The sequence below is a fragment of the Streptomyces sp. NPDC102278 genome, from assembly GCF_044766345.1.
Taxonomy (GTDB): domain Bacteria; phylum Actinomycetota; class Actinomycetes; order Streptomycetales; family Streptomycetaceae; genus Streptomyces.
This window is the reverse complement of the sequence record NZ_JBIWLV010000012.1, coordinates 72,297-96,741: the sequence shown is the minus strand read 5'-3', so window position 1 is coordinate 96,741 and position 24,445 is coordinate 72,297. Positions and strand designations below refer to the sequence as shown.

General features: G+C 71.1%; 20 protein-coding genes. 10 read left to right on the top strand and 10 right to left on the bottom strand.

Going from position 1 to position 24,445, the window contains the following annotated elements:
• Nucleotides 1–105: 105 nt before the first annotated feature.
• From ACIRO3_RS26385 to ACIRO3_RS26370, 4 genes are all read right to left on the bottom strand, one after another.
• Complete coding sequence (locus ACIRO3_RS26385; protein ID WP_404140960.1) at nt 106–2,007, bottom strand: RiPP maturation radical SAM C-methyltransferase; 1,902 nt, start codon at nt 2,005–2,007, stop codon at nt 106–108.
• A gap of 311 nt (nt 2,008–2,318) precedes the next feature.
• Complete coding sequence (locus ACIRO3_RS26380; protein WP_404140959.1) at nt 2,319–4,166, bottom strand: alpha/beta hydrolase family protein; 1,848 nt, start codon at nt 4,164–4,166, stop codon at nt 2,319–2,321.
• Nucleotides 4,163–5,422 (bottom strand): MFS transporter, encoded by a 1,260-nt coding sequence (locus tag ACIRO3_RS26375; RefSeq protein ID WP_404140957.1) that lies wholly within the window; start codon nt 5,420–5,422, stop codon nt 4,163–4,165. Before ACIRO3_RS26375 ends, ACIRO3_RS26380 begins: the two co-directional genes overlap by 4 nt.
• Before the next feature lie 531 nt (nt 5,423–5,953).
• A complete protein-coding gene (locus ACIRO3_RS26370) occupies nt 5,954–7,843 on the bottom strand; it encodes a PIG-L family deacetylase (RefSeq protein WP_404140955.1) in 1,890 nt (629 codons plus the stop codon).
• Between ACIRO3_RS26370 and ACIRO3_RS26365 the strand changes: the two genes are divergently transcribed.
• The gene (locus ACIRO3_RS26365) at nt 7,842–8,018 is read left to right on the top strand and encodes a hypothetical protein (protein ID WP_404140953.1); all 177 of its coding nucleotides are present in this window, start codon (nt 7,842–7,844) and stop codon (nt 8,016–8,018) included. The genes ACIRO3_RS26370 and ACIRO3_RS26365 overlap by 2 nt on opposite strands.
• 370 nt (nt 8,019–8,388) lie before the next feature.
• On the opposite strand, the gene ACIRO3_RS26360 is transcribed toward ACIRO3_RS26365, so the two are convergent.
• On the bottom strand, nt 8,389–8,736 hold the full coding sequence (locus tag ACIRO3_RS26360) for a hypothetical protein (protein WP_404140951.1): 348 nt from the start codon (nt 8,734–8,736) through the stop codon (nt 8,389–8,391).
• A gap of 127 nt (nt 8,737–8,863) precedes the next feature.
• On the opposite strand from ACIRO3_RS26360, the gene ACIRO3_RS26355 reads away from it, so the two are divergent.
• The 4 genes from ACIRO3_RS26355 to ACIRO3_RS26340 all read left to right on the top strand — a co-directional run bounded on the left by ACIRO3_RS26355 (nt 8,864) and on the right by ACIRO3_RS26340 (nt 11,994).
• The gene (locus ACIRO3_RS26355) at nt 8,864–9,439 is read left to right on the top strand and encodes a hypothetical protein (RefSeq protein ID WP_404140950.1); all 576 of its coding nucleotides are present in this window, start codon (nt 8,864–8,866) and stop codon (nt 9,437–9,439) included.
• Nucleotides 9,440–9,503: 64 nt separating this feature from the next.
• Complete coding sequence (locus tag ACIRO3_RS26350; RefSeq protein ID WP_404140949.1) at nt 9,504–9,749, top strand: hypothetical protein; 246 nt, start codon at nt 9,504–9,506, stop codon at nt 9,747–9,749.
• Nucleotides 9,750–10,297: 548 nt separating this feature from the next.
• Complete coding sequence (locus tag ACIRO3_RS26345; RefSeq protein WP_404140947.1) at nt 10,298–10,711, top strand: TraR/DksA family transcriptional regulator; 414 nt, start codon at nt 10,298–10,300, stop codon at nt 10,709–10,711.
• Between the two features lie 359 nt (nt 10,712–11,070).
• Nucleotides 11,071–11,994: a MerR family transcriptional regulator gene (locus ACIRO3_RS26340; RefSeq protein WP_404140945.1), complete on the top strand. Its 924-nt coding sequence runs from the start codon at nt 11,071–11,073 to the stop codon at nt 11,992–11,994.
• A gap of 36 nt (nt 11,995–12,030) precedes the next feature.
• On the opposite strand, the gene ACIRO3_RS26335 is transcribed toward ACIRO3_RS26340, so the two are convergent.
• Nucleotides 12,031–12,645, bottom strand: coding sequence for a hypothetical protein (locus tag ACIRO3_RS26335; protein WP_404140943.1), 615 nt, complete (start codon nt 12,643–12,645; stop codon nt 12,031–12,033).
• A gap of 483 nt (nt 12,646–13,128) precedes the next feature.
• On the opposite strand from ACIRO3_RS26335, the gene ACIRO3_RS26330 reads away from it, so the two are divergent.
• Nucleotides 13,129–13,599: a protein kilB gene (locus ACIRO3_RS26330; RefSeq protein ID WP_404140941.1), complete on the top strand. Its 471-nt coding sequence runs from the start codon at nt 13,129–13,131 to the stop codon at nt 13,597–13,599.
• Between the two features lie 740 nt (nt 13,600–14,339).
• Here the strand turns inward: ACIRO3_RS26330 and ACIRO3_RS26325 are convergent.
• Nucleotides 14,340–16,250 carry a helix-turn-helix domain-containing protein gene (locus ACIRO3_RS26325; protein ID WP_404140939.1) on the bottom strand — a complete coding sequence of 637 codons (1,911 nt, stop codon included), beginning with the start codon at nt 16,248–16,250 and terminating at the stop codon, nt 14,340–14,342.
• Nucleotides 16,251–16,877: 627 nt separating this feature from the next.
• On the opposite strand from ACIRO3_RS26325, the gene ACIRO3_RS26320 reads away from it, so the two are divergent.
• Nucleotides 16,878–17,381 carry a helix-turn-helix domain-containing protein gene (locus ACIRO3_RS26320; protein ID WP_361782070.1) on the top strand — a complete coding sequence of 168 codons (504 nt, stop codon included), beginning with the start codon at nt 16,878–16,880 and terminating at the stop codon, nt 17,379–17,381.
• 3 nt (nt 17,382–17,384) lie between these two features.
• A complete protein-coding gene (locus ACIRO3_RS26315; RefSeq protein ID WP_404140937.1) occupies nt 17,385–18,146 on the top strand; it encodes a hypothetical protein in 762 nt (253 codons plus the stop codon).
• A 79-nt stretch (nt 18,147–18,225) separates the two neighbouring features.
• Here the strand turns inward: ACIRO3_RS26315 and ACIRO3_RS26310 are convergent, their stop codons facing one another.
• Entirely contained in the window at nt 18,226–19,416 is a 1,191-nt protein-coding gene (locus ACIRO3_RS26310) for a cytochrome P450 (protein ID WP_404140936.1), read from the bottom strand.
• 195 nt (nt 19,417–19,611) lie between these two features.
• On the opposite strand from ACIRO3_RS26310, the gene ACIRO3_RS26305 reads away from it, so the two are divergent.
• Together ACIRO3_RS26305 and ACIRO3_RS26300 are read left to right on the top strand one after the other, a co-directional pair.
• Nucleotides 19,612–21,084, top strand: a complete 1,473-nt coding sequence (locus ACIRO3_RS26305; protein ID WP_404140934.1) for an MFS transporter — start codon at nt 19,612–19,614, stop codon at nt 21,082–21,084.
• Between the two features lie 448 nt (nt 21,085–21,532).
• Nucleotides 21,533–22,201 (top strand): hypothetical protein, encoded by a 669-nt coding sequence (locus ACIRO3_RS26300; RefSeq protein ID WP_404140932.1) that lies wholly within the window; start codon nt 21,533–21,535, stop codon nt 22,199–22,201.
• On the opposite strand, the gene zwf is transcribed toward ACIRO3_RS26300, so the two are convergent.
• Both zwf and ACIRO3_RS26290 read right to left on the bottom strand, forming a co-directional pair.
• Nucleotides 22,152–23,618: a glucose-6-phosphate dehydrogenase gene (zwf, locus tag ACIRO3_RS26295; protein ID WP_404140930.1), complete on the bottom strand. Its 1,467-nt coding sequence runs from the start codon at nt 23,616–23,618 to the stop codon at nt 22,152–22,154. The genes ACIRO3_RS26300 and zwf overlap by 50 nt on opposite strands.
• 215 nt (nt 23,619–23,833) lie before the next feature.
• Complete coding sequence (locus tag ACIRO3_RS26290; protein ID WP_404140928.1) at nt 23,834–24,436, bottom strand: TIGR03086 family metal-binding protein; 603 nt, start codon at nt 24,434–24,436, stop codon at nt 23,834–23,836.
• Nucleotides 24,437–24,445 lie beyond the last annotated feature (9 nt).

Genomic DNA, 24,445 nt, shown 5'->3' with positions numbered 1-24,445 from the left:
CCCGGTCGGGCGATCGTCGGGCGGTCTTCGGGGGAATGTCGGGGGATTGTTCGGGCGATCGTCGGGCGGGCGTCGGGGGATTGTTCGGGCGATCGTCGGCGGGCCTCAGGCGATCGTCGCGGCGAGTTCGGTGTCGCGGGCGCAGGCGTGGCGCATGAAGTCGATGCGCAGGAACTCCTCGTTGAGTGCGGGCGGCGCGATCTGGACGAACTGCCCGCTGTCCTCGAAGACCATCCCGAGCGCCCGCCACCGCGCCAGTACCTGGCGCAGGGCGTCCTCGTCCCTCTGGTGGTCCTCGTGCAGCTTGCGTGCGGCCGCCTTCACCGTGTGCGGCTGGTCGAGCAGCCGGAACAGGGCCAGCTCGAACGGGTCGGTCAGTTCCAGGTGCGTCCAGTCGAAGGCCCGGCGCTTGCTGACCAGCACGATCCGGTCCTCCAGATCGCAATGGGTGAGACGGCTGCCGGCGTAGTTCCGCTTCCAGTGCGCGATGCCTTCGTCGAGGCGTTCGACGACGTCCTCGCCGATCCCGCGCGGCGGCACGTCGAAGACGTACGCGAGGTCGAACATCTCGGCGTCGGGAAGGTCGTAGGTGAGTCGGTAGGGTTCGGCGGCGCGCAGTTCGGAGAAGCCGAGCCCGGGGTTGTTGAAGTACGGACTGAACCGCTCGATCGCGATCCGTGAGGAGGGGCCCACGGGCGGGTTGAGGTGTTCCAGCGCGGCCAGTTGAGCCACCACGTCGTCGTAGTCCTCGATGTCCTCGCCAGGGAAGCCGTGCAGGTAGTTCCAGGCCACCGAGAGGCCGACGGTGGCGGCGTCGCGGAGCATCCGGACGTTCTGGCCGCCGGTCACGCCCTTGTCCATCAGGGTCAGCACCCGGCTGTTGAGGCTCTCGATGCCCGGCTGGACGAAGATCAGGCCCGCGTCGGCGAGGGTCTGGAGCTGGCCGCGCCGCATGTTGGACTTGATCTCGATGTGCATGCGCAGGTCGAACCCGCTGTCGATGATGCGCGGCAGCACCGTGTTCACGTATGCCATGTCCAGGATGTTGTCGACGACGTACATGTCCAGGACGCGGTGCTTGCGGGCCAGTTCGATGATCTCGTCGTAGAACACGTCCGGGCTCTTGCTCCGGAACTGCATGAACGAGCCGTTCAGCCCGCAGAAGGTGCAGTGGTGCTTCTCGCCCCACCAGCAGCCCCGCGCGCCCTCGACCACCAACTTGGGCTCGACCCAGTGCCGCGCGTGGGAGGAGGCGAGTCGCTCGAAGTACCCGGCGTAGTCCGGCGGCAGGATCGAGGCGGGCGGCAGCGGTTTGGTGCTCATGGCGTTGACCACGCCGGCGCCGTCCGCGTCGCGCCAACACAAGCCGGGTACCTCCGACAGTGGCTCGCCGGCGTCCAGCGCCCTGAGGAGCGCGGGGAAGGACACCTCGCCCTCGCCTCGCAGGACGTAGTCGACGAAGGGGAAGTTGCGGTGGACGGTCTCGCCCTGCTTGCCGTCGCAGTTGGCGCCGCCCATGGCCGTCACGATGTGCGGTGCGAGGCGCTTGACGTACTTCGCGGCCGCCAGAGCGGCGGTGTTCTGCTGAAAGGTCGAGGTGAAGCCGACCACGTCAGGAGCGAGCTCGACGATCCGCTCGGCGATGTACTGCACGAAATCGGGCGCGGTCACGTGCAGTGCCTTCGTCATCTCCATCCGAGTCCCCCGTACCCGGCTCCGCATCGCTTCGGTGAATTCGGGAACGCGCCATTGCGGGTCGTCGTAAAGGGCCGAGGAGAACACCCAGTCGCCGCAGCCCAGGAAATAGGAGCCGAGCGCGTAGTAGGAGTAGTCCTCCAGTGTGAACTCCGTGTTCTTGGTGATCCAGTCCACGTATTCGATATTGGCGTGGAGAACGTCCGCCGAACCGTTCGGAACGCGCTCGTCGACACTGCGCTTGAGAATTCCGAGAGCCAGCGACGGGAGATCGATCGGGGCCCAGGGCATGTTCACCAGGAGTACGCGCATGGCCGGCCTCTTCTCATGGGGTCAGTGCATCGGATCGGTGCATCGGATCAGTCGTCTGTCAGGTGTGCGGCGGGGGCGGGCCATGAGCGCCGAACCGGGCTCCCGGCCGGTGACCCGGTCGGGGTCCGGCCGGGTTCGGTCCGGTCGGGGCCGGTCGCGCACGGGTGCGGGGCCGGCCCCTCGTCGCTACTTGTCCTCGTCTTCCATCTCCTCCGCGGAGCGGAGGTAGACGACGACGCCGACGCCCGGCTTGCGGCTCTCCTCGTCGCCCTCGAGCGGGTCGCCGTGGATGATGTCCTTCTGCATGATGTTCACCCCCTCTCCGGGTGCGGGAACGGCTCGGCCGGCGCGGGCGCCGACGGCAGCCCGCGGCCGAGAAATCTGAGGGACCGCCGGATCACGGCCACGTGGTCGGCGCCGTCGTAGCCGTCGTGGCCCGAGTCCAGCCACATCAGCTCGTGGGCGACGCCTCCCGCGCGCAGCACGGCCAGGTACGCCTCGACCTGCTCCGGCGGGCACTTGGCGTCCCGCCGCGCGGCGACGATCAGCAGCGGGGAGCGGATGGCGGTCGCGTACGAGGTCGGGGAGGCGTGGGCGTAGGCCTCGGGTACCTGGTCCGGGGTGCCGCCGAACAGCGCGGTGTCCAGCGCCTGGAGGGCGGGCGTGGAGTGCCGGAAGGCCGTGACGCAGTCGGCGAGCGGTTTGACGGCGACCCCGGCGTTCCACAGGTCCGGGCGGGTTCCCATGGCCAGCAGCGTCAGGTAGCCGCCCCACGAGGTGCCGCACAGGCCCACGGCGCCCTCGCGGCCGATGCCCCGGTCCAGGAGTTCGGCCCGGGCCCGCACCAGGTCGGCGACCTGGGTGTGGCCCACGCCCTCGGAGTAGGCGGAGCGCCAGCGCGGCCCGTAGCCGGTCGAGCCCCGGTAGTTGACTCGGGCCACGGCGTAACCCGAGCCGACGAGGGTCTGCACCATGGGGTCGTAGGCGTCGCGGTCGTGGTCGGCCGGGCCGCCGTGGACGAGGAAGACCAGCGGGTGCGGCGCGGGACGGTCGGCGGGTGTGGTGACGAGGGTGTGCACCGGGCCGTCGGGGCCGGGCGTCCACAGGTCCTGGCGGTGGCCGAACCGGGGAAGGCGCCATTGGCTCTGCCCGGGCAGCGGCGCACCCGACAGGGACAGCGCGCGCGGCACGTGCACCGCGTCGGTCCAGATGAAGTGCACGTCACCGTCGGCGGCGGGTGAGGCGTCCAGGATGCTGCCCTCCGGGGTGGGGACCGGGGTCAGTTCGCGGCGGTCCAGGTCGGCGGTGAACAGCCGGCTGCGGCCGTGCCGGTCCTGCCGGAGCAGGACCCGGGCGCCACCCGGGCCGGGGTACCAGCGGGCGGTCGTCTCCGTGTCGAACGAACACCAGGGCAGCAGCTCCAGCCCGCGCCCCGGGGCCCAGGTACCGAGGTGGTAGCGGCCGGCCCGTTCGCGCATGACCAGCAGCGGGGTGCGGGCCGGCGCCGGTTCGGGTGCGCGGGACGGCGTGGGACCGGGGGTCCGCCCGGGCAGCGGCGCGAAGCCGAGGGCCCAGGTGCGATCCCTGGTGCCGGACAGCACCGCGACGGTGGTCCCGTCCGGGGCCAGCAGCGTCACGGCGCGGGCGGAGTGCGCGGGTCCGGACACCGCCAGCAGGCCGCCGCCCGGTGCCAGGTCGCAGAGCGTGCCGGGTTCCGTCGTGTGCAGGACGGCCGTGCCGGTGCCGCCGCGCCGCCCCAGGTGGACGCTGAGGCCCTCGGGGCTCCGGATGCCGACGGCCACGGTTCCTCCGGCCGCCAGCGCCAACCCGGCGGGCCGCCCGTACGGCACGCCGGCGAGCGCCGGTCGGTCCGGGCCGCCGTCGAAGTGCCGGGTGCGCCAGCCTCCGCTGCCGCCGGGGTCCTCGTCGAACCACCACACGGCCTCGTCGTCGTCGATGGCGCACAGCAGGGTGCCGTGCGGCCGGTCCGTCAACTGCCGTTCCACGCCGCTGGAGCGGTCCCACGCGAAGATCTCGCACCGGCCGTCGGCGTCGCCGGTGTACACCATCCGGTGCGGGTGCCGGGGGCTGGTCACCGGCAGCACCGGCCGGTAGACGCCGTAGGTGCGCGCGGTCGTCCTGGGCGGGGAGGGCGTCACGGCGCCTCCCGGACCACGAGCCCGGCCCTGACGGTCGCGTACAGGGCCAGGCAGGCGAACGCGCCCGCGCAGCCCAACGCCACCGCACGGCCCCCGTACGCCGTCACCAGGACCCCCGCCGCCAGGGGTGCGAGCACCGCGACACCCTGGCCCGCGGTGCCGAGCACGGTCCCCATGCGGGCCAGCAGCCGGTCGGGGGTGACCAGCACCGCCCGGGTCTGCAGCACGACCACCACGGACGGCACGATCAGCGACACCCCGCTCAACAACAGCCCGTAGGTCCAGGTCCGGGACGCGAACGCGAGCCCCGCCGCCGTCGGCACCATGGCCCACGACGCGCCCGTCACGATCCGGGCGGCCGGGACCCGCCGCACCAGTCGCGGCGCGGCAAGTGCGCCCACCAGTCCGCCGACGCCCGCCAGGGTGAGGATGAGGCCGATCGAGGAGGGTCCGGCGCCCTGGGCGTGGGAGGCGAACACCGCGTGGAAGTACAGCGTGCCGAGCAGCGCGTTGATCCCGGCGGTCCACACCACCAGGAAGCGCAGGAAGGGCTGGGCCCACACGAAGCGCAGCCCTTCGGCGAGGTCACGGGTGAACGACGCGGCCGGACCCTCCCGCCCGGGCGCCAGGTCCGTACGGATCGCCTTGCTCAACGCCGCCACCAGCAGGAAGGACGCCGCGTCCGCGAGCAGTGGCACCCACCGGGCCAGTTGGTACAGCACACCGCCCAGCGTCGGCCCGACGATCTGCACCGCCTGGTCCCGTGCCTGGAGGTACCCGATCGCCCGGGTGTACTCCTCGGGCGGTACCAGCCGCCGGATCGTCCCGGAGGCCGCCGCGCCGTAGGTGGCGCCGGCCACCTGCTCGACCACGGCCGCGACGAGGACGTGGAGGAGGAGGACGTGGCCCGAGGCCACGGTCACGAACACCGATCCCATGGCGCCGGCCGCGACCAGCGCCGACACGTACATCATGGGCTTGCGGGGCCACCGGTCGGCGAACACGCCCGCCATCGGGGATACCACCAACCCGCTGACCAGTCCCACCGTCGCGACGAGCCCGGCGAGCCCGGCCGAGTATCCGGCGCCCAGCAGAATCAGCGGGAGAAAGAGCGAGGACGCGCAGGTGCCGAGTCCGTCAATGGCACCCGCCGTCCAGAAGAACAGGAAATCCCGTCTACGGAACGGGGATAAGGACGAGTCCTTGGGTAAGTCAGGGCCGGAAGGTCGTAAATCCTCCTCGGCCTCGTCCCTCAAAAATCCCGCTCGGAGGGTATTGCTGACGCGAACGCACCCACAATGCCCCCTGCAATAGGCGGACTTACGGCTGTCGAGGGGAGCGATCGTATCGAACGGAGACACGCGTCACAACACCCGCGTTCGAACGGAATTCTTGATCAAGGAACGGGATTATCCGGGGTGCGGAGCGGTGCGTCCACAGGGGCTTACCGGCGAATCATTACCGGACCCGCGCCACGGATCAAGGGCGGCGGGTGCCGACGCCCCGGCCTTCGGCGCTCAGCGTGGTGACCGGGCGGCCTGACGCCGGTGGACACGGCCCCTTGGTCGTATCCGTCCCGGTCGGCCGCACCACGGTCGTACCAGCTGATCTTGATGCTGCCACGACCTCCGTCACCGCCGCCGGCGCTGCCGAACATGCTTCCGCCTGCCGCCGCTCTTGCGGCCGTAGTCACGCCCGCCACCCCCGCCCCCGCCCACCGCGGTGATCGTCACCCTGACTCCGGCAGGGATGGCCGAGCCGGCGGTGCCCGCGTCGTGAGGCTTCGACTACCCGGGCGCGAGCTTCCACTCCGGGGAGCCCGCCTCGGACGTCCGGGCCCAGTAGAGCTTGGCATCGAGGCCCAGCGCGGTGAGGAAGCCGTCCGAACCGGTCCGGACACCGGCGGGGGCGCCCGATATGAGCAGTTCAGCGGTGGTCCATTGCGGTGTGCCGCTGCTCATCAGGGTGGTACCGAGGGTGCCGTCGGGACCGCGACCGGCTATGGCGGGGCCGCACAGGCCCACCGCGCCGTAGCCGCCGACTCCGCCCAGGTCGATCACGACCGGGCGGCCCGAGCCGTCGAGCACGGCCGTCTGGACGGCGCCCGAGTCGGGCTTGCGGAAGAACACCCGCACTCCGTCGTCGTCGGCGCAGACTGAGAGTCCGCTGACCGTGGTCGCCGGCAGTCCGCTCGGCTGGGGCCGGACCGGGAGAGGGGCGCCGGGTTTGGCCTGGGCCCAGGTCAGCACGGACTTCGGGGTGGCGGCGACCACATGGACGCGGCCGGCGTGGTCGGTCGTGGCGGCCGGGTCGCCGTGCAGGCCCGCGCCGCCCAGGTCGCCCCAAGCGGACCATTTCCCCGTTGCGTCCTGCCCGATCTGGTACAGCCTGAGGTCTCCCCCGCGCACGAACGCGGTGAGGCGGCCGGAGCCGTCGACGGCGACGGCCGGGGCCGACAGGTCGGACAGGGCGCCGGCGCCGATCTGGGGTGGCGAACCGAGCGCGCGGAAGGGCCCGAAGTCGCCCCCGGGGCGCTGCTGGACGGTGGTGACGACCTCGCGGCGGTAGGCGGCGCCCTGTCCGAGGTGGGTGCAGGTGCCGAACACGGCGATCCGTCCGTCGGGCAGCCGTACCGAGGTGAGTCCGGTGTCGAGCAGCCCGTCCGCCGCCAGCAGTCTCGGCGCCGCCCACGTGTCGTTCGTACCGGCCGACTTGTGCCAGACGGCGAGTTTCTGGTCGAGGACGCCGAACGCCCACAGGCCGCCGTCTTCGCCGGGCTGGAGCCAACTGGTCGAATTGGCTCGGGAGTAGCGGACCGACTGGGCCCAGTTGTTGCCGTACGGACGGTTGGAGACCTTGCGGTCGCCGCAACCCGCCTGGCTGCCACAGTGGTTGTCCTTCGGATCCATCCAGGCGTATGTCTTCACCGTCTCCGCCTTGGCATCCGCTCCCGCCTTGTCAAGGGTGTGCGGCAGGTAGCTGGTGTTGTAGCCGAGGTAGGTCTGGACGGTGAAGTTCGGGTGTCCGGAGGTGGCGGCGTATTTCTGGAGCGCCGCCTGCGCGAAGCGGGCGCTGAAGACGTGGTCCTGGTGGTCGATGATCTGGTGCCTGACGCCCTCGCGGGCCGGGGTGGGGTCCAGGGTGCGTATGTGGGTGGGGCGGAAGCGCCGCATCAGCCCCACGAGCGCGTCGACGAGCTGGTCCTTGGTGTAACTGATGGGCTTGGCCGGGGTGCCGGATGCGAGGAACGGCTCCAGCGAGGGTATCTGGCCGTTCCACAGGCCGCGCAGGCTGTGCGGCACGTCCTTGTACATCTCGCGCGCTTCGCGCAGTTGTATCCAGACCAGGTTGATCTGGGAGTGTGCCTGGAGGGTGTCCAGTTCGGCGGTGCCGCCGCCGGTGGTGGGTATGGATACCCGGGTCCAGGGGCTGGTCTTGTCGCCGGTCGCCATCTGCGCGTATGCCGCGCGTATGCCGTTCTGCCTGGCCTCGGCGTACCGCGCCCGGTCGGCCGGCGGCATGGGGTGCCCCGCGGTCGCGCGGCCGGGGGCGTTGACGCCGTCCGCCTCACCGGACGTCACGTACACCGAGGTCATCGGGCGGCCGGAGCGCAAAGAGTGGCTGGTGTCCGGGTTCATGAAGAACAGGTCGTCGTCGGGGTGCGCGACGATCTGCATGACCGACTCACGACTCGCGAGGGGCACCGCCTGCGTGCTGTCGGTTCCCGTCGCGGCGTCCGTCTCCTCGGTTCCGCCCGGCCAGGAAGCAACCACGCACCCGGCGGCTCCGACGAGCGCCACCGCGGCGGACCTCAACATGAAGTGCCTGCGGGACGGCGTGACTCGGTGCTGACTGGGCGTCATGTATCTGATCTTTCGGTGCGTCGGCCCGGGCAGGGCTCGTTCTCGGAGCGTCAGCACCGCCACTCCGTGTCCGGCCGCCAGTGCTGTTCGGATCAGGACTGGTCAGAATCCGATCCGATAGGGGAGACGGAGGGACTCGAAGTCGGGTTTATTGCGACAGGTGTATCTTTTGTCACACTCTGGTCACGCCCTGCGTGTTCCGTGCCGACCACGTCCCGACGGAGCCGGTCAAGGCCGGCGTCGTGATGGGCCGGCCGCGGACCTCAAGGGGGCGTGCGCATGTTCACCACCGCCGAGGACGGCACATGAAAGAGCGGCGGCCGGGCAGTTGCCGCCCGGCCGCCGCGGTCATGCCCCGCTCAGTTCTCCTGGAGCAGGTCGAGCCCCTCCACTTCGTCGAGTCCGATCTCATCGAGGAGGTCATCCGCGACGCCGGCGGGGGCGACGGCGGATGCGGGTGCGGAGGCTACGGGTGCGGAGGCTGCGGGTGCGGAGAGAACGCCGTGAGCGTGGGCGGTCCCGGCGGCGGACAGAGCGGCGCCCACGAGGGCGAGGGCGGCGAGTGTGCGAGAGGTCGGACGCATGCCCACAAAACGATCTTGTGGTGGCGAGGTCACGCGCAGGGGGCCGGCGTCCAGCGTGTCGTACGGGTCGGTCGTGGTCTCCTCGTTGGTGACGACCCGCATGGCCACCACACGTGCACGCATACCGAACCCCGGGCGGGGAGCGCGTCTCGCTCGTGCGGGGCAGGTTTCGCCATCCGGCCCCGCACGACGCCCGCGGTGCGTCATGGTCGATGTCGACCATGTAGCGGGAAGTCCGGAGGAACCACCGATGTGGCAGACGAACGAGTTCGCGGACGAGCACGATGGCAGGCCTGCCGCCGTTCTGGCCGACGGGAGCGAGCCGAAGCCGCTGATCTACGACATCGGCAGCGGATCGAACTTCCACAGCAGTACCGACTGGTGGGACTACGACGGCACGCTCGGAGCCCCGAAAGCCACCGGCGTGCGCGCCCAGTGCTCGTGCGGCTGGTTCGGCGAGAAGGTGTATCCGATCGCCTGGGAGAAGGTCGACCACTCCCTGCCCACGCCCTTCAACTCGGACACCGAGGGGCCGTTGGGTGATTGGCAGGTGCACGTCGCCGTGATCGAGGCCCAGGCCGTTCCCGTCCCGCAGCACGTCCAAGAGCTGCTGGACCGGATCGACGTCGAACTGGAGAAGCTCGCCGACGAGGCGCCGCTCGCGGCGCTGCGGGCGGCCGGCGCGCTCCAGCGCACCGCGACGCGGATCGGCGCGGACGCCACCCACCACCTCGGGCAGGACGAGGTGTCGGTCGAACGGATCGCCGTCGGACTCGGGATCAGCCCCACGGCGGCCCGCAGCCGCCTCAACCGCTACGAACGCTGACCCAGAGGGCGCGTGGGCGTGGGTGGAGTCGGCGGCGATGGGAGCGCCGCCCAGGCTGACGGCCATGACGGACAACCAGATTCCGCCGACGGAAACGCCTGAGGAGATCGGCCTCATACACGCATCGGCTCAACCTGCCGCGGAGATCGTCTCTCGTGCGCAGGCCGCCTGGCGCAGGATCGAAGCGTGGCTGTCCCGGTATGCCCACGTGACGAGCGCCGCCATCCGGCCTGGGGCGACCGATGATCAGTTCCGGCGGACCGAGGAGGAGACCGGGTACCGCCTCCCGCCCGCTCTGCGGGCGTGGTAAAGCCTCGCGGACGGCATGGAGACGGGCACACGGGGCGCGTATCTGCTGCCGATGGGGTACGCGTAGCTGTCGCTGGGGCGGGCCTGCGAACTGCACGGGCAGTTGATGGCCGGCCCGGAAGAGGAACCCGGCCTGATCCCGATCGCCACCAGCGATGTGGACGACTCCCACTACGGTCTCCACGTCGATGCGCGTGAAGGCTTGCCCTCCTATGGCTGCCTGGGGCTGTGAGGGGCCGGCAGCGAGAGCGTGGCCTGTTCGTCGGGGGCCGGGTGGCCTCTCGTGGAGTACCTGGACGAGATCATCGGGGCCTTGGAGGGCCGTCGTGCCCTGCGGCGTCCGGATGGGACCACGGACACGACGGAGACCCCGGTCACCGACCGCAGCGCACTTCGGTGGCTCGAGCCCGCGAGCGAGTTCGAGGACGGAATGCAACGGCTGCGCCATGGGTGAGATACGAACGAAGGCGACCGGCCCGGCGAGACTCGTGTCGGCCCGGACGCGGTGACCGAGGGAATCGGGGACCGCGGCCCGGCGTTGTCGCAGGCATGGTCGATGCATCCCGACACGGTCGTGAAGAAGGCGACCCGGCCCCCTTCGCGGCCGACCGCGCACGTCTCGCGGCGGACCGCGCCGACACCCTCGCCCGGACCGCGGCACTGCGGCGCGACTTCGACGCGATCGTCGCGGCCAACGCCCTGGTCGCCGTGGACGACGAGCACGACCCCGAAGGAGCCAGCACCGCCTTCGAACGAGCCCACGTGGCCGCCCTGATCGCCCGGGCACACGAGCACCTCGCGGAACTGGACGAGGCGCTGGAACGACTCGAACGAGGCGAGTACGGGCAGTGCGAACGCTGCGGCCAGACGATCCCGCCCGAACGCCTGGAGATCCGTCCGGCGGCGACCACCTGCGTCCGCTGCGCCCAGCCCGACCGGCGACGGCCGCCGCGCCCCGCCTGACGGCCGGCGGTACCCGGCCAGGAAGGACCTCAGCCCCGGCACGGCGCGGGCGGGCCAAGGTGCCGACCGCTGCGGAGGTGCGTGGGGACAGGGCGTACTCCTCGCGCGCGAATCGCGCTCGACTGCGCAGACGCGGCATGAGGTGCACGATTCCCGAGCGGGCCGATCAGGCCGGACTCGCAGGCGCGGCGGCGGTAGCGGTGGGCGGTGGCCGTGGCGGTGGCCGTGGCCGTGGTAGTGGCCGTCCACTCGCTTTCGACCGGCACGGATACCGGGCGGAGTGGCTCGGCTTGCACCTTCCGTAGCGGCATGTGGTCCGGTGGACCCACGTCCCACCCCGTTGAGGAAGGCCCCCGCTCATGTACTCGTCCTTCATCCCACCGCGCCAGGTCAAGATCGGCGACGCGGCGGCTTTCGTCGGAACCACACCGCGGGCGATCCGTCACTACCACGAGATCGGTCTGCTCCCCGAGCCCGTGCGGGGCAGTGACGACCGCCGCCGCTACGGCTACGAGGACATGATCCGGCTGCTGTGGATCCGCAAGATGGCCGACGCCGGGATCGCCCTGGACGACATCCGCGACGCATTCACCGACACGGCTTCCGACGATGCCGCCGGTGCCGCCGGTGCCGAGAGCGACGACAGCATCACGAGCATCCTGGAACGGCTGGAGGGAACCCTCGTCGCCCAGGAAGCAGAACTGCGGCGGCAACGGACTGCCGTGCAGCGCATGCGTACCGAGGGCAGCAGGATGGGCCTGCTCTCCGACTTCGTCACCGGCCGCCTCAAGAGCCTGCCCGAGGGCTCCCTGATCCAGGCGGACCTGGACAGCCTGCTGGTCACCGAGCGGATCTTCGGCCCGCTCGGTGCGGCCGTCCAGGCCGCCCGTTTCATCGCCCTGGCCACTCACCCGGATCTGCGGGAGGACTCCGACCGTGTTGATGCCGCCGAGGAGGCACTCGATGACACGATCGCCGTCGATGACCCCCGTGTGGCTCGGGTGGCTGCCGAACGGCACGCCTTCGAAAAGGCGCTGCACGCCGTTATCGAGGATTCCGGCCTGGCGGAGAGCGACGACGCGCTCTTCGACTCCTGGGACGCTTTGCACCCGGCTACCGCTGATGAGGGTGAGGACGAGGCCGACCAAAGCTCCGGCAGGGGGCAGGATTCCATGAGCGCATTCGAAGCCTGCGCAATGATGCCGTACGACTTCTCCCCGGCCCGCCTGCGCTGCATGGAATTGGCCGAAGAACTCGCCGCCCTCGAGTCACCCACTTCCTGAAGCGCGGCCTTTCCGGCCCGACCCGAAAAACAGGCCCTAGGCGACCTGGTCCGCGAGTGAGGTGGCCAGGGCGGCGATGCGCTCCCGGTCGAGCGCCGGGTGTCTGGCGTCTCCGGCCCCGACGACCATGACCGCGTCGCCCTCACCGTCGAGTTTCAGCCGCACGGATACGACGTTGCCGCTTTCCGTCACGACGGGCTCACCGGTCTTGGCCTTGGCCATCCGGTTGATGTAGGCGATCAGGTCCTTCGTGGAGGATCCGGCCAACTGGCCGACGATCGGGGCGAGTGGCGCCACAGCCTGCGGACGGCGGGTCGCCGCGGTGTGTACGACCACCTCCTCCTGGCCGATGTGGAAGACGCAGCTCACCAGGGCGCCGGGGTTCTGCGCCAGCGGTGTGTCCGCCTCGGCCCGCTTGCCTCCCTCCGCGGTGGCGACCGCCTCACCGGGCTCCTTGACGGAGCCGGGCGCGGACGCGCCCTCCGCGCCCGCGGCCTTCGCGGCCTTGGTGATGTCGTAGGCGAGCGGGCAAGTGTCCTGGCCCTCGCTGGGTATGGCGTCGGCGGTCTTGGTCAGCCCGGCCAGGCTCAGCGCAGGCGCGCTCCCGCTCTCGCACCCGGCCAGGAGAGCCACCGCGGCAGCGGCGCCCATCAGTGATCCGTACCGGCGGTCTCTCATGTGCCCTCGCTGCTCTCGTGTCCACAGGTTCCGCCGACGCGGCGGGCGGTGGACACGGGCAACAATCCCTGCCCGCAACCGCCCTGTTCGCGGTGTCCGTCTTTCCGGCGCACTCGTCCCGATCCTATCGACGGCGTCCGCGGCGGTGCGGGCAGCCCCGGGTACGGCCCGGGTCCAGTGCCTGGGCCGAGCGTCCCGGCAGCTCGGGCCGCCCCTTCCCGCGGGGAGCCGTGGTCCTGTCCCGAAACGCCGGCGCGGGCACAGAGCCGTCGTGCGCCGCACCGTGCTTCCACGTGCCGGCTGTGGGCCGAGGGCCGGACAGCCGACGCGGTCCGCGAGGATTCGAGCTGGACCAGTCTCATCGCAGGGCGCGGGCGGGTACGCCCCGCGCACCTTGTCGCCGGCCGGTCCACCGCTCACCGCTCACCGAGAGGACATTCGCCCATGTGGTCTTCCGTGGTTGCCGTAGTCGGCACCCCGGCCGGCGTCCTGACCGCCGGACTCCTCCAACATCGCGCCGCCCGCACCGCACGCGCCGAGGCCCGTAGCGATGCCCGGCGACAGGAGAAGCCGGCCGCGGTCACGGATCTCGCCACCGCCCTGGACGCCCACAGGTCAGCGATGTTCCACCGGGAGCGGCCGGCCATGACCGACGATCCCTACGGCGCCGCCGCCGACCCCGACGCGCGGACGGCCGCCCAGACGACCTCCCACGACACGCGTACGGCGATCACCGCGCCCCTGGTCCGGCTGCAGGTCCTGGTGCCCGAGCCGGCCGCTTCCGCGCAAGCCGCCGCCGACGCCACGTACGCCCTGCGCAAGGCCGGTACCTCCCCGGAACTGAAGGTCCTACGACAAGCCGCCAAAGCCGCTTCCGTCGCCTTCGTCGCGTCGGCCGCCGCTCTGCTCGCCCCCGACCACCACTGACCTCAAGGCGTGTGCGGGAAGGCTGCGGGTGGTCGGGGGAGCGGCTCGAACCACTCCCCCGGCACCCGCCTACCGGCGTTCATGACGACCGGTTCGCCGCAAGCCTGCCGTCACCCTCCCCCAGCCCGTCCTCGTGCCGTACACCCCCGTGGTTCGGCACTGGACGATCTTCGGGTCGTGGTGGTGGAGACCCCGGGTGCGGGATCCGGCCGTGCTTGCTCCGGCAACGCTATGCACAGGCCGAAGGCCTCACCATTGCGCAGGTGCACCAACCGATCGGCTTGATCTGAGGGTTGTGCACCACGCGTCGCACCCGTGTCCCTCAGGTGCACTCTCCACGACTTCCCCCTTTCGGAGCTGCACATCGGGCCGCCTTTCGAGGGAAGTCAGTCCCTTTCCGGCGATGGACGCGCGGCCCTCGACTCGGTGCTTCTGCGCGTTGGTTGAATTCACGACTTAATGAATGCCCTACGGCCGGAAATGAAGGAAGCCATTGTCTTTTTCGGTCAAGTATTGCGCAGTTTTCGGCCACGCGGACGTTTCCCGTCCGAACCATGGCGTGTACGGATCCCAGACCATTGATGAAGGACGAAGGACGAAGGGCAAAGGACCAACCGCGAAGGCCGATCACGGAGTTCGCCGCGGCCTCCGGCCCGCTCGGCTCGAACTCGATGCCTGGCGGACCCGCTCAGCCGTGGTCAGCCTCGGTCAGCCGAGGGCGGCCCGGCGGGACTGTCGGCTCAGGCGGCCGTGCACAGTTCGCGTGACGCGTCCGGGATTTCGGGCGCACCCGTGACCACGTGCAACGCGAACAGGAGGTCGCGCATGCCGTTGAGTGAGGACAGGTCGCGGGAGAGGTGTCCTTCCAGCGCCCTGATGTGGGAGCGGACCGTCGCCTCCGACAGACCCAGCTCGCGCGCGGTCGGCTCCAGGTGGGCGTCGAACGTGAGCCAGGCCGTCGCCGTGGTGAGCAGGCCGCGGCGGTCCGCACGGGCGGATCGGAGCAGCAGTTCGGCCCAGGCGCGGATCTGTGGACCGTCGAGGAGTCCCCTGAGCGTGGGTTCTCCGGTTTCGAGGTATCCGGAGGCGGGCTCCGGCAGCTCGCGGTGGGTGACGAGTTCGAGCGCCAGGCCGGCCGCGATCCGGTCCGGGAGGGCGGCGAAGTCCATGTTGAGCAGTTCCGCGGCTCGTGCCACACGCCGGGTGACGGTGTTGCGGTGCAGTTCCAGCCGGCGGGCGGCCACGGTGTAGGGGTAGGCGAGGGCGGTGGGGATGGTCTCGCGCAGGAGCTGCCACTGCGTGTCGCTCTGCATGAGGGGATACAGGAGACCGCGCGCCCACAGCTGAGCGTCGTGTGCCGGGAGCAGGCTGACGAGGTCGGTGTCCTGCACGGAGAGAGCCACCGAGTCCGGCTGGTGGAGGGCGAACCGCTGGGCTGTGGTCGCCTCGCGCAGGGCGTGGGCGAGCAGGGACAGCGAGTAGACCCCACTGCCGCCGAGCGAGGCGTCGGCGCCGAACGCGGACACCAGACGGGTGAGTTCCACGGCCACTCGGTCATCGGCGTCGCCGGGCCGGATCGGGTGGATCACCAGGACCCGGTCCTGGCGACGCGCGTCGGCGACGACCAACGCCTGCCCGGACGTGATGGCCTCGCAACGGCGCACGGCGGCGTCCCGCCGGTTGGGTGCCGTCTCGACGACGAAGACCCGAACGGTCTCGGGGTCGAGGAGCCCCGGCGCCAGGTTCCTCATGACCCGGCGCGCTTTGGAGACCTCGCCGTCCAGCAGGAGCTCCACCGCCGCGTCGCGCGCGGCTCGGGAGGCGTCCGAGGCCGCCCGGTACTCGCGGCGGGCCTGGTCCACCAGGCCCAGCAGTTTGGCGGCTTGGCGCAACAGCCGCAGGTCGGCTTCGTCGAAGGGTGTGCGCCGGGCCACGGCCAGGACGGTGTCCGCGGCGGAGGACGGGCCGAGCGAGATGAGCCGGGTGTGAGGTCCTGAGCGGCCGTCAGGGGTGTTGCCGTCGACGGACTGCCGGATGATGGCCTGCGCGAGCTCCTCTGCGGCGGTGGCCGGTGAGGCCACCAGGACGCGGTCGGGTTCGCTGACCATGACCTGTACGTCGAGGGCCCTCGCGAGCCAGTCGGCGATGCGCTGCATGGCTCTCTGGTCGGCAAGCCGGGCCGGCAGTTCCTGGACGAGGGAGGCAAGTTGGGCGGCCCGGCGCTCGGCGAACGTGAGCCGGAGCTGCTGAATGCCGTCGTGGACCCCCTGCCACAGTTCCACGGGCGCCGTGGTGACCAGGAGGGGGACGTCCAGCCGTTCGGCCAGGTCCACGACGGCCGTGGGGAAGGGCTGCCGCGCGCCGGGCGTGGCGCTGACGATCAGGCCGGCGCTGCCGTCCCGGCTCATGCGCCGCAGGAGCGCGTCGAGCACCGTCGTGATGCGGCCGCGCAGGCGGAAGGGGATCGCGTCGGCGACCAGGACGACGTAGCCGCCGGGCAGTGTGGAGGGGACTCCGTCCTCCAGGAGACTCTCCGGGGTCACGGAAAGGACGCCCGTCACCTCCACCGCCAGGGTGGCGGCGGCACACCGGTTGGCGAATGTCAGTTCGAGTTCGGGTTTGCGGGTGGGTAGGGTGCCCAGGGTTGACATCGAACACTCCTCGGAACAGTCGGGAAGTTGTGGCGTGGGTGCTCTCTGCCGCCGAGGACGACATGAGCACCCTGATCACGACTTCATGCCTGCTCTCCTGGGAACGGGCTCCGCTTCCCCGTGATGACGGCTCGTCCGCCTCGATGTGCGGGGCGGCGGGTGGAGGGCGCGTCGCAGGCGCCGGCGCCCATGCGATCCGAGGCGTACGGGCCCGAGGAGTCGTCACGGGGGCGGGCCGTCGGCGCTGCCGGCCTCCACTCGCCGCGGTCGACCACCGTCTGCGAACGCATCTTTCCCCCTCGCGGCGCCGAGTACGAAGGCGCGAGCCGCATCTCGTGCGGAAAACCGCCGACCACAGTCCCTCCGCTTCCGCGCCCGAGCAGCCGGTCATCATGGGTGCGTGGCCGGCTGCGACCGTTCCACATCCCCGTGCCCGCAGGCTTGACCGCCCGCACACGCATCGGTGCGCAGGGTTGTCTTTTCTCTATCGGGATCCTGCCTTGCACACCCGGTAGTGTCAACTAAAGTACACAGACAGAGGCCTGACAGAACGAAAGACCGGTACGTGGTTGTGTGCAGTCATCAGCGGGACGCCCTCCGGGCCGTGAGCGGCTCCTCCTGCCTGAGGTGAGCAACGGCCGTTCGTCGATCGCGGACAAACTCAGGGCCCTCATGGCCGGCCGGCGGGCCTCCAACGGGCGTTCCCACACCTCCCGTTCGTTGTCTGCATCGATCGACTCCCTGCCGGACGAGCACCCCTCGGTGTCCTTCGCCGCCATCGCCAAGATCGCGAACGGATCCCAGGACAACCCGACCGTCGGAACGCTCCTGGCGCTGTGCGAAGCTCTTGGCGTCCCGCCCGCTCATCTGCTCCCCCACGCCGCCTATGACGATCTCGAGGCACTCGAGGCATTCGAGGACCCTCTCGCGCGACACGTCATGGCGCTGCTGAACGGTCTTCCGGCAGATGAACTGCGGGGCGTCATCACAGATCTCGAACGGCGACGGGCCCATCTCGGCCTGGAGCAGGTTCCGCGCAGTTCCGCCGACACTCCGCCGGGCAAGCGCAAGCGACGGCGAAAACCGGACGAGGCCGCGGAGTACGCGGCTGATTCACTGGAAGGGCTGTAGGTAGTGGACGGCATAGTCTTCGGAACCTGCACGGTGGCCGGGTTGCTGGTCACCGTGCTCTGCACGCGGCGGGCCCTGGGCAATCCGCGGGTGGCCACATGGGCCATCGCCATCGCGTTCGGGGTGTGCACGCTGGGCGTTCTGTTCGCCGTGCCCGTGGTGGCCCGGGCAGCCCAGGACGCCACCGACTTCACCAACATCGGCAAACTCGTCGCGCACGTCTGCGCGATCCTGTGGTGCGCCGCGCTGCAGATCACGATGGTGGACCTGGCCTATCGACCCGAGTACGTGAAGTCCGCGATGTTCCAGCGCGCTTTCGCCGCCGTGGTGGAACTGGCGATCATGGTGCCGCTCTTCTTGGCCACGAACGGTCCGGGGGTCGAGTTCACCACCGCCTACGTCGATGACCCGAAGGTCGCCGCGTACCTGCTCCTCTACCTCTCCTACGTCATGGTCACCTGCGGGGAGCTGGCGTTCATGTGCGGCCGGACCGCCCGACGCAACTGGGGCATCAGGCCGTGGAGCGGAGCCGGGTTCTCCCTGTCCGCTTTGGCGGCCGTACTGGGCCTGGCCTACGCGCTGACCAAGGGCTCCTACATCATCTTCCACACCCTCGACAGCCCGTGGTCATTGGAGATCGAGGAGCTCATCAGCCCCACCTTGAGCGGCCTGGCGGTGATCTTCCTCTTCGCGGGCCTGACACTGCCGATGGTCGGAGCGCTCCGTGAGCGGCTCCGCCGGAAGAAGGCCCTGGTGGAAGGCTAGCCGGCGGCCCCGGGGCCGCCGGCCGGAGCGGGCGGTCCTCGGGCTCCTTCCCGCCCCTCCCCCGCGTCCGGCGCGTGCTTCAGGCCGAATCAGGTGCCGCTGCACAGCGGACCGGGAGCGCCTTGAGGCCGCGGGAACGCAGCGACCGGCGCCACTGCGGGGCCGACTCCAGGAGTTCGAGCGTGGGGTAGCGCTCCAGGAGCGCCGCCAAGGCGATCTCGGTCTCCACGCGCGCCAGGGGGCCGCCGAGGCAGTAGTGGATGCCGTGGCCGAGCGCGAGGTGCCCGGAGGTGTCGCGGTCGAAGTCCAGGGTGTCGGGCCGCGAGAACCGCGCCGGGTCGCGGTTGGCCGCCGACAGCGACAGCAGGACGGTCTCCCCCGCCGACACGGTGACGCCGGCGATGGTGACGTCCTCGGTGGCGAACCTGCGGATCGCCAGCAGCGCGGGCCCTTCGAGCCGGGCAAGTTCGGCGACCGCGGCCGGCAGCCGGGACGGGTCGTCGCGAAGCAGGGCCAAGTGGTCCGGGTGCCGCAGCAAGGTGTCTATCGCGTTGCCGATCAGCTGGGTCGTGTTCTCGATGCCGGCGAAGAGGACGAGGAAGACCACGGACATCAGCTCGTCCTCGCTGAGGCGGTCCCCGTCGGTGTCCCGGACGGCGATCAGATCGGACAGCAGGTCGTCAGCCGGCCGCAGGCGCTTGTGCCCGACCAGCTCCGTGAGGAATCCGAGCATGGCCACCAACGCCGCCTTCACGGCGCCCGGCCGGGTGGGATCGGGAGCGACCAGCGCGTCCGTCCAGCCGTGGAAGTCCGGGCGGCGGTCCTCGGGAATCCCCAACAGGTCGCAGATCACGATGGCCGGCAGTGGACCCGCGTACGCGGCCATCAGGTCCGCCCTGGCGGCCGAACCGAGCTGGTCGAGGAGACGGTCGGCGGTCGCGCGGATCGGCGTCCGCAACTGCTCCACCCGCCGCGCGGTGAAGGCGCGGGCCACCAGCCCGCGCATGCGGGTGTGATCCGGCGGGTCCATGTTGAGCAGGTTGGCGTCCAGCGCCGGCGGCAGGGCGAAACCCCGGTAAGCGCCTTCCGCGGCATGCGACTTGTCCAGGGACAGCCTCGGGTCGGCGAGCGCCTCCCGGACGTCCTCGTACCGCGTGACCAGCCACGCGGGTGTGCCGTCGGTGCCCGTGATGCGGCACACCGGTGCGGTGTCACGCAGTCGTTCGTAGACGGAATACGGGTGCTCGATCAATTCGCCCTGAAGATCCATGAGGTCAGCCTAGAACGTGCCTGGAATCACCGGGCCGGCCCGTCTCCGCGGCGGAGGGGCCCTGCGGTCACCCTGTCTCCCCTGCGGATCGACGGCTCTCGGATCCGGTCAGATCCTGACTACCCACCTCGAACCATGCCATAGTGATGCATTCCCGCACATCGGGGGCCTGACGGTCCGTCGAGGAGTACTGCTGTGGCATCTGACGCGAGATCCCGGCCCGGAGCGGGCCTCGGTTGGAACCGTGAGACGGCGACGCTCGCCCTGCTGTCGTTCGCCATGTTCACCGTCTCCCTCGACCAGTACATCGTCGTCGTGGCGCTGCCCGACATCGCCCACGACCTCGGGTACTCCGCACGGACCCTGCAGTCCGTGATCAGTGCGTACGCGGTGGCGTCGGCGGGCTTCCTGCTGTTCGGCGGGCGCGCCGCGGACCTTCTCGGCCGGCGCCGGGTGTTGGCCACCGGGCTCGCCCTCTATGCCGGAGCGGCCTTCGTCGGCGCTTTCGCGACCGGGCCTCCGATGCTCCTGGCCGCCCGCGCGGTCCAGGGCCTGGGCGGCGCGCTGGTCTTCCCCACCACCCTGGCCCTCATCAACGTCACGTTCGCCGAAGGCGGGCCGCGCAACCGCGCGCTGGGGATCTGGGGCGGAGCGGGCGCCGCCGGGCTGGTGATCGGCGTACTCCTCGGCGGAGTGTTGACCCACGCCTTCGGTTGGGAAGCGGTGTTCCTGGTCAACGTCGCGCTGGCGGTCCCGGCCCTGCTCCTCGCGTTCGTCCTCATTCCGAGGGATCGGCCGCGCGACAGGGAGCGCGGGTTCGACCTGCCCGGCGCGCTCAGCGTCACCCTCGGCGTCACGCTGATCGTGTTCGCTCTGGTCCAGGGCCCGGAGCCGGGCCGGCTCTCGCCGGGCACCCTCGGCAGCGCGGCGGCGGGACTCCTCCTGCTGGGCGTGTTCGCGCGCGTCGAGCGGCGCAGCGCCGACCCGCTCGTCCCGTCCCGGCTGCTCGCCAACCGCAACCTCGTCACGAGCGTCTTCATCGCCTTCCTGTTCATGGCGACCTTCGGCTCCGTGCTGTACTTCCTCTCCCTCTACTTCCAGGAGGTCCTGGGCTACGACGCCCTGCGGAGCGGGGCGGGCTTCCTCGTTCCGACGGCGGTCGTCGTCGCCGGATCGACCACCGCCGGCCGGATGGTCACCCGGTTCGGTCTGCGGCACACGCTGCTCGGCGCACTCGCCATGGGTGCCCTCGGCGCCGTCCTGCTCGGCATGGCGATCACCCCGGACGGTACGTACGCCTCCCTGGTGCCGGGGCTGGTCGCGCTCAGCATCGGTGACGGCATCGTGTTCACCGGCATGTTCATCGCCGCCGGCACCGGCGTGGCCGACCGCGACCAGGGCATCGCCTCCGGGATCGCCTCGACCGGGGCGGACATGGGCGCGGCCGTTGGCCTCGCCGTCCTGGTGCTCGTGGCGACGGCGGGCCTGGACGGCCTGGCCGGGGAAGCACTGCGAAACCGGACGGCGCACGGGATCAGCACCACCTTGTACGTGGTGGCGGCGGGGATCGCGCTGACCTTCCTCGTGGTCTTCTTCCGCCGAGGGGGCGGGACCGAGCCGTGCCCGGCCGGGACGACCCCGCTGCCCGCCGGGGGCCGCCGCTGCTGACGGCCGTCCGGAACGCCGCGGCGCCCCGCACGCCTCGTAGGAGCCCTGTGTTTCGGCCATGTGATGCCCTATCAGCCGACCTTCGGTCCACCCGGTTCCGGCCGACGCACTCCGCCTACGATCAAGGAAGTCGATCAGGTCGGCTTCCCGGAACCGGAGCACGTCACCCGGTCCGTGAGGTCCTTGGCCGCCGTTCTGCCGTTCCGCGTGAACGAGTACGTCCTCTCCCACCTGATCGACTGGGACGACGTCCCGGACGACCCCGTCTTCCAGATGGTCTTCCCCCAGAGCGGAATGCTCCGGGCGAAGGACGAACGCCGGCCGGCGCCCCTCGTGGACGATCCGGGCTCGAAGAAGGAGCTCCGGCTCGCGGTCCAGCAGATCCGAGGCGGCCTCAACGCCCACCCCTCGGGTCAGAAACAGCTCAACGTCCCCACCCTGGACGGCGATGCGGTTCCCGGCGTCCAGCACAAGTACCGCGAGACCGTCCTGTACTTCCCCGGCCAGGGGCGCCGTCGCCCGGATCCGGTCCACCGGGGCCCTCGTCTACGGCCAGGCGCCCCTGGTCGCCCACGTCAACGACGACGCGCGGACCTGGGGCGCGCTGTGGCGCGCCGAGTTGGCCGTGGGCGCCGTGCCCTACTACATGTTCGTCGAGCGGGACACCGGCCCGTACGAGTACTTCAAGGTGCCGCTCGCCCGCGCTCACGACATCTTCCGGTCCGCCTATCTCACCTTGCCCGGACTCGCCCGCACGGTGCGCGGACCGGTCATGTCGGCCACACCCGGCAAGGTCGTCGTCGACGGCGTCACCGAGACGGCCGAGGGGCGCTTCTTCCAGTTGCGCATGCTCCAGGCCCGCGACCCGCGGCTGGTCGGCCGTCCGTTCCAGGCGCACTACAGCGAGAGCGCCGCCTGGCTGGACGAACTGCGCCCCGCCCACGACACGCCCTCCGACATCGCCGCCGCGCTGCGGGGGGTGCCACGCCAACCCACCGGTGACGGACCGGACCCGTCGGCCGGACACGGCCGAGGGCGGTCCCGCCGGGCGCCCCTGCCGTCCGGGCCTACGAGGACGAGGCCCGCCGGTCGGGCAGGTGCCAGCGGTACGGCGTGACGAGGGCGTCGATGCTGCCCGGTCCCCAGCTGCCCGGTGCGTACGGTTCCACCGGCGGTGGCGCGTCGAGCAGCGGGGCGGCCACCTCCCAGAGTCGTTCGACGCCGTCGGAGCGCGTGAAGAGGGACTGGTTGCCGCGCATGGCCTCCAGGAGGAGGTGCTCGTACCCCTCCAGCGAGTTCTGTGCGGCGAACGAGGTGCGGTAGTTGAACACCATGTCGGCGTCTGCCAGTTGCATCGACGGTCCCGGTTCCTTCACCAGGAAGCGGGCGGTGATGGAGCCCGGATCGTCGAAGTCGATGACGAGTTCGTTGCTCCGGCCGTCCGCGGCGGCCCGTGCGTCCAGCGGGAACATCCGCAGGACCGGCTCGCGCAGGCCGAGCGTGACCATGTGACGGCCCTCGGCCAGGGCTTTGCCCGTACGCAGGTGGAAGGGCACGCCCGCCCAGCGCCAGTTGTCGATCTCGACGCGTAGCGCCACGAACGTCTCGGTGTCCGAAGCCGGATCCACGTGCTGCTCGTCGCGGTAGCCGGTGTACTGGCCGCGGACGACGTGCGCGGGGTCCAGGGCGCGCAGGCTGTGGAAGACCTTGACCTGCTCGTCGCGCAGCGCGTCCGCCTCCAGCGTGACCGGCGGTTCCATCGCGAGGAACCCGAGCAGCTGGAACAGGTGGGTGACCACCATGTCGCGGAACGTTCCGGTGCCCTCGAAGAAGCGGGCGCGCCCCTGGATGTCGATGTGTTCGGGGACGTCGATCTGTACGTGGCTGATGTGCTCCCGGTTCCACAGCGGCTCGAAGAGGCCGTTGGCGAAGCGGAGCGCCAGGACGTTGTCGACGGCCTCCTTGCCGAGGAAGTGGTCGATGCGGAACACCCGTGACTCGTCGAAGACGGCGTGGATGGCGGCGTTGAGCGCGCGGGCGGACACGAGGTCGGTGCCGAACGGCTTCTCCACGATGACCCGGCCGCCCTCGGCGAGTCCCGTCGCGCCGAGCAGGTCGATCATCGAGGTGAACGCGACGGGAGGCACGGCGAGGTGGAAGAGCCGGCGCGGCCTGCCCCCGAGGGCCTCCTCGGCCTCGCGCACCGCCTTCATCAGGGGGTCCGCTGCTCCCGTGTCGGCCGCGCCGAAGGACAGGGCGTCGGCGAACGCCTCCCAACCCGGCCCCTCGGGCCGCGAACGCCCGAATTCCGCCACGGCCTGCTGCGCGTGTGCCCGGAACTCCTGATCGGTGAGGGCCTCTGACGCCGGAGCGGTGCCGACGATGCGGTACCGCTGAGGCATCAGCCCCGCTCGCGCCAGGTGGAACAGGCCGGGCAGCAGCTTGCGCCGAGCCAGGTCGCCCGTGGCGCCGAACAGGACGATGACGTGGTCTTCAGGGGGCAGGAGCTCGGGAGACTGGGCCGGCTGGGCCATCGGGCATCCTCACTCGTCCGCGCCTCAGCGCTGCACCGGCACGGCCCGGGCCCTGTGCCGTGTCCGCCGTCGCGGCGGCGGCCGTGCGTCCTCAAGCCCCACTGTGCGCGCCCGCGGCGGATCCGGCACCCGGGACCGTCCGAACCGGTACGAGGGGCCGTCGGCCCGCGACCCCCACGTCCCCGCGCGGGGACACGGCCTGGCGACGCCCGTCGTCAGCGCGGCGTCGGCGGCGTCCAGTCCGGAGCGCGTCCGCTCAGCCCGACGGCCCGGTCCAGGAGGGGGGCCTCGTCCGGCACGGGCACGACGGGTCCGAAGATGCCCCCGTCACGGCCCTGCTCCCCGGCGGCCGCCAGGAGGAAGGCGTGCGAGGCGCTCAGCGCGGCCGGATCGGGTGCGTACTCCTGGCCGGTGGCCCGTGCCAGGTCCCAGCCGTGCACCACGAGCTCGTCGGCGGCCACGGCGCCCGCGATGTCGCCCGGCAGGTCCACGCCACCCGCGCGGGTCATGCCCGTCCACGCGGCCGGATCCTTCCAAGCCTCCGCCAGCTCGCCGAGGGCCCGGGGCAGGTCCTCGCGCCAAGAGGCGGGCAGCGAGGGGGCGGCCGAGTCGGGGGCCGTGTCCGTCGTAGGCCCCAGGTCCTTGCGGGCCGCGTCCCGGAAGGCGACGGAGAGGCCCAGCAGGTGGCCCAGCAGGTCGCCGACGGTGTACTCGGGACACGGAGTCCGATCGGCGAGCCGCGCGTCCGGGACGCGGGCCGCGAGTCGGGCGAGGATCCGGCCCTGGGCCGCGAAGTCGAGAATCGTCGTTTCGGTCATCGGTCGCTC

What these genes read in the sequence shown, in the direction of transcription:
- ACIRO3_RS26365 (WP_404140953.1), top strand. Translation starts at nt 7,842, where the DNA reads ATGACCGACTCACGACTCGCGAGGGGCACCGCCTGCGTGCTGTCGGTT.
- ACIRO3_RS26310 (WP_404140936.1), bottom strand. Translation starts at nt 19,416, where the DNA reads ATGGATCTTCAGGGCGAATTGATCGAGCACCCGTATTCCGTCTACGAA.
- ACIRO3_RS26290 (WP_404140928.1), bottom strand. Translation starts at nt 24,436, where the DNA reads ATGACCGAAACGACGATTCTCGACTTCGCGGCCCAGGGCCGGATCCTC.
- zwf (WP_404140930.1), bottom strand. Translation starts at nt 23,618, where the DNA reads ATGGCCCAGCCGGCCCAGTCTCCCGAGCTCCTGCCCCCTGAAGACCAC.
- ACIRO3_RS26345 (WP_404140947.1), top strand. Translation starts at nt 10,298, where the DNA reads ATGGTCGATGCATCCCGACACGGTCGTGAAGAAGGCGACCCGGCCCCC.
- ACIRO3_RS26355 (WP_404140950.1), top strand. Translation starts at nt 8,864, where the DNA reads ATGTGGCAGACGAACGAGTTCGCGGACGAGCACGATGGCAGGCCTGCC.
- ACIRO3_RS26370 (WP_404140955.1), bottom strand. Translation starts at nt 7,843, where the DNA reads ATGCAGATCGTCGCGCACCCCGACGACGACCTGTTCTTCATGAACCCG.
- ACIRO3_RS26360 (WP_404140951.1), bottom strand. Translation starts at nt 8,736, where the DNA reads ATGCGTGCACGTGTGGTGGCCATGCGGGTCGTCACCAACGAGGAGACC.
- ACIRO3_RS26385 (WP_404140960.1), bottom strand. Translation starts at nt 2,007, where the DNA reads ATGCGCGTACTCCTGGTGAACATGCCCTGGGCCCCGATCGATCTCCCG.
- ACIRO3_RS26300 (WP_404140932.1), top strand. Translation starts at nt 21,533, where the DNA reads ATGCGGTTCCCGGCGTCCAGCACAAGTACCGCGAGACCGTCCTGTACT.
- ACIRO3_RS26335 (WP_404140943.1), bottom strand. Translation starts at nt 12,645, where the DNA reads ATGGGCGCCGCTGCCGCGGTGGCTCTCCTGGCCGGGTGCGAGAGCGGG.
- ACIRO3_RS26350 (WP_404140949.1), top strand. Translation starts at nt 9,504, where the DNA reads ATGACGGACAACCAGATTCCGCCGACGGAAACGCCTGAGGAGATCGGC.
- ACIRO3_RS26340 (WP_404140945.1), top strand. Translation starts at nt 11,071, where the DNA reads ATGTACTCGTCCTTCATCCCACCGCGCCAGGTCAAGATCGGCGACGCG.
- ACIRO3_RS26325 (WP_404140939.1), bottom strand. Translation starts at nt 16,250, where the DNA reads ATGTCAACCCTGGGCACCCTACCCACCCGCAAACCCGAACTCGAACTG.